The sequence below is a fragment of the Candidatus Schekmanbacteria bacterium genome, from assembly GCA_003695725.1.
Taxonomy (GTDB): domain Bacteria; phylum Schekmanbacteria; class GWA2-38-11; order GWA2-38-11; family J061; genus J061.
In genome coordinates this window covers 1-3,949 of record RFHX01000231.1, presented here as the reverse complement: position 1 = coordinate 3,949, position 3,949 = coordinate 1, and the positions used below count along the sequence as shown (strand labels likewise).

4 protein-coding genes are annotated in these 3,949 nt (G+C 34.2%); all 4 read left to right on the top strand.

Annotated features, from left to right (window positions below):
• Positions 1-1,147, top strand: a 1,147-nt coding sequence (locus tag D6734_08960) for a hypothetical protein (GenBank protein ID RMF93931.1), incomplete at its 5' end; no start/stop codon positions are given.
• Between the two features lie 122 nt (positions 1,148-1,269).
• Complete coding sequence (locus D6734_08955) at positions 1,270-2,202, top strand: hypothetical protein (GenBank protein ID RMF93930.1); 933 nt, start codon at positions 1,270-1,272, stop codon at positions 2,200-2,202.
• A gap of 718 nt (positions 2,203-2,920) precedes the next feature.
• Positions 2,921-3,550 (top strand): hypothetical protein, encoded by a 630-nt coding sequence (locus D6734_08950; protein ID RMF93929.1) that lies wholly within the window; start codon positions 2,921-2,923, stop codon positions 3,548-3,550.
• A gap of 117 nt (positions 3,551-3,667) precedes the next feature.
• Positions 3,668-3,949 (top strand): hypothetical protein (locus tag D6734_08945; protein RMF93928.1); only part of this gene is annotated, 282 nt, incomplete at its 3' end.

Sequence of the window (3,949 nt, the reverse complement as noted above, 5' to 3'; positions counted from 1 at the left end):
CTATGGAATAAGAGATAATAAGGACATTTTTGCAGGAGTGTTTGATGCTTTACGAAGAAATGATGTGTTAAAAGAACAAGCAAAAAAACGCTGTTATGAGATTATTAACAGAGTAAATGATCCTCCTCCAGAAATTTTGAAGAATTTCTTGAAACGGCTATTTCCAAAGCTCGAATCCATTTATGGCAATACTTTCTATGGATCTGAATGGTTAGGTAGTTGGAGAAAAGATTGCCGAATATGTAGCCCTGATATTTTTGACACGTTCTTTAGACTTTCCCTCCCAAAAGGAGAAATCTCTCAGAGAGAAATTGAAACAATATTATCGTTAGGAAATAATCCTGATTTATTTTCTGAAGCCCTCTTAAAGCTCAATGAAGATGGGAGAATAATAAGATTTCTTGAGCGGTTAGAGGATTATACTCGAAGTGATATTCCAGAGGAAAATATAGAACCTATTATCACTGTTCTGATGGATATAGGTGATATGTTCCCCGAAGGAGATTCAGGTTTTTTGGGGATAGATACGCCGATGAGGCTTCTCCGTCTCTTCTATCAACTCAGTCATCGTTTTGATAGCCAAGAAAGGAGATTTAACATTTTCAAACACGCTATAGAGAAAGCCACGAGAAGCTTGTATACCATTGTTCATGAGGTAAGCGTACAGGATCAGCAGCATGGCAAATATGGTTCTAAAGAAACTCCGGAGCCTGAAGAGAAGCTAACTGTAAATTCGGAGCAACTTGAAGAATTGGAAAAACTTGCTTGCAACAAAATTGAAATTTGGGCTGAAGATGGCCGATTAGCAAAGCACAGACATTTACCTTCTATTCTTTTCAGGTGGAAAGAATGGGGACAACAAGATAAAATCAATAGCTTCGTGAAAAATACAACAAAAAACGATGATGGTTTGATTGACTTCATTACCAGTTTCTTAAGTAAGTCTACAAGTTACGGTATGTCAGATTATGTTGGAAGAATACACTGGCGAATTCATCTCAAGAGCGTTGAAGAGTTTGTGGACTTAAAAGAAGTAGAACCTCGAATAAGGAAGATATTTTCTTCTTCGGATTTTGAACAGTTGGATGATCGAAAGAAACTTGCCATAAGAACGTTCTTAGATACAATCGATGGGAAGATAAAGTAGCACTTTTAAAAAGGCAGAGTGGTCATCACATAACAAATCGCTTCACCTGACCGCTATTCCGCTAGCGCTCCATAGCGGCAGGTGAGCTTAGTCGTTAAACAATATTAAAGGAGGAAATAAAAATGGGATTATTTAAAAAATCAAATGAAGAAGACATTTTAGCAAGTTTTGATATTAGAATAACTGAAGATCTAACCAATGACTTACTTAAAATAATTCAAAACTCAGATGCAGATCAGATATTAGTTACAAGTAGTCGGGGTAAGCAATTAGAAAAATTAGCTAAAGAAAGTAAAAGAATCATTCAAACTGAAAGTAAATTTCAATATGAATTAACTCTAATAACAGGTGAGTATGCAGATGATTGGAAAGAAAATCTTTTTCGGATTTCAAATGAAATCAAAGACAATCCAAACAAAAAAAGACTTATATTTGCGCAAGGCATACGTCCTCCATTTACAGACCTTTTTTCTTTAACCAATTTTCCTTTTAAAGCCGCTGTAATTAGAACAGATTTAACTGGGTACAATCGAATGAAAGAAGTTGCTCTAATGATTAATCAACCTGGAAAGGCGGAAGGGAGTTTTCATTGTTTAGTTCCTGTCAAGGAACAGTGCGATATTACTACAAGTGAAAAGGATAGACTAATGAAATCAAGAAAAACTAACATTATTAAAGAGTTAATAAAAATCAGCCATTCATTGGAAGAATATTTTGAAAAAGATTTTACAAAAATATTTGTCAAGCGAAATCAAAATAATTTACGTGAAATGTCCCTTAAATTGAAAAGACAGTCATTTAGCGAAGAAGAAATGGATTCTCTATTAGAAGCGATTGCTACTGTAATTAATTGGGAAGAAGGATATATGTATTGGATAAGAAAAGATTCAAAAGGGAAATATAAGTATCATGTTGCTTGTGATAGAGATGGCATTGCTATTGAAGAAAAATTCTTTTCAAATGAAAATATTAATATAATGATTGCAGTAAAACATGGTGTACATCTCCCCGGTTATACGAAACTTTATAATATTGCTATAGAAAAACTAATGTAGTGTGACATTTAAAATTATTAGTAGCGGTCAGTCTTTACCAATGAAAACTTTATCACGTCGTGAGGGGAACACTTCGTGCCGAGAAGCTCAAACTGCTCACACGTGGCACCTTGAGCTTTTCGAAGAGGGCCATTACCCACAAAAACAAATGTCACGCTACATTAAACTTATATTAACAAAGTGATAATTAAGAAAAATGTGAAAAGTAATTTAACGATGGCTCTAACTTGGAAGCTGTAACTCATGTTGTAACACAGTCTGATAGAAGTGATTCAGTGCTTGGCGGAGCGGATAACCTCATAATTAAATGAATAAATGCCCTTAGTAGGCGCAGCAACTGGAGAAGCAAAAAATAACTATTTTTGTAAAATAAAATAACGTCCCGCATAGGGTGCAAAAAGCCCATTTAATTATAATAGCTCTTTATTTTAAGGTGTGGCCTTTTTGCCTTGTGCCCTGAAAGATGGAATGCTCTTTAAAATGGTTCCGGTTGCCGCTTGCTTGAAGATATTTTGCTTCGTATTTTGCATTAAGAAAGGTAACCATTGTTTGTGCCAGGCGTTTAACATTTTGCTACACAAGACGCCTTCAGTCGGTGGTGATTTGAGAGGTTGTTGCAGTTGTGTTAAAAAGTGCTGGCTTGTCAGGTGAGTAAAAAACACGGCGCTTGTGAGCAAGGAACGTTAGGCCTAAGTAAAATATTATATTATGAGATGCTATGGATACTCTTCAAATTCACTTAGTTAATAATAATAAATTCTATAGTAGTACTGAATTCTATGCAATTTTTATTGCTGCATTTTCATTGATTGTATCAATAATTTCGATATATCTTCAATACAAGAAGGGGAAAATCTATGTTCCGCCTATAAGGTCTTTTGGTTTAGAATTTTTATATAGTGATGAAAACGTTGATAGAAGTGGAATGAGATGTATCTTACCTATAGCATTTTATAATTCAGGAAATAAACATAAGGCAATAACTGATATAAGGCTTGCGATAAGAGGTACGCAAAACAACTACTTTTATTTTCGTGCTAATCATTTTGTTAAAAATTTAGGTTCAACGGAAACAGGTGCTCATAGTGTTCCTGAAACTATTAATTGGTTTCATCAAATTATCATTCCACCCAAAGAATCTAAAATATTCAATATTGAATTTTTATTAAGCAATGTAGATGACATTAATGAAATACTTAATTTGTCCAGAATAGTTTTTCAAATACAACTTAAATTAGGTAATGATAAAACATTTAAAACTTATCAAAGTTTTCGAAAAACAATTACTACTGATTTTATAGATAGTTTAGCACAACAATATATTGTTTATGAACCAGATTTAGCCTAACCAGCGGTTCAACTCTGACCGAAAAACGCGGGGCATAAATTGGCATTTTGAAGTTTCTCAAAGCGTCTTTCGGCAGGTTAACCGCAACCCGCTAGCCAGTAAAAATGGAGACCAAAAATGAACGGGAGAGCTGTCAAACGAATAAGAGAACTCAATAGACGTTATTGGAAGGAATTAATTTCAATATTGAGAGAATATGATTTAACAGAAGAAGATATCTTTGAGTTTGAAGAATTATTTCCGCCATTTTATCCTCCATTTCCACCGTATAAATACATTCGGGAAGTTGAACGTTTTAGTGATAGCATGCGCAGATTTAATAATAAATTTCAGGAAGAAAGTTCAATGATGCTAATGGATGTGTCCAATTTATCAGGAAAAATAAGTGACGTTGGAGAT

Coding starts and splice junctions, on each gene's coding strand:
- D6734_08955 (RMF93930.1), top strand. CDS start 1,270: ATGGGATTATTTAAAAAATCAAATGAAGAAGACATTTTAGCAAGTTTT.
- D6734_08950 (RMF93929.1), top strand. CDS start 2,921: ATGGATACTCTTCAAATTCACTTAGTTAATAATAATAAATTCTATAGT.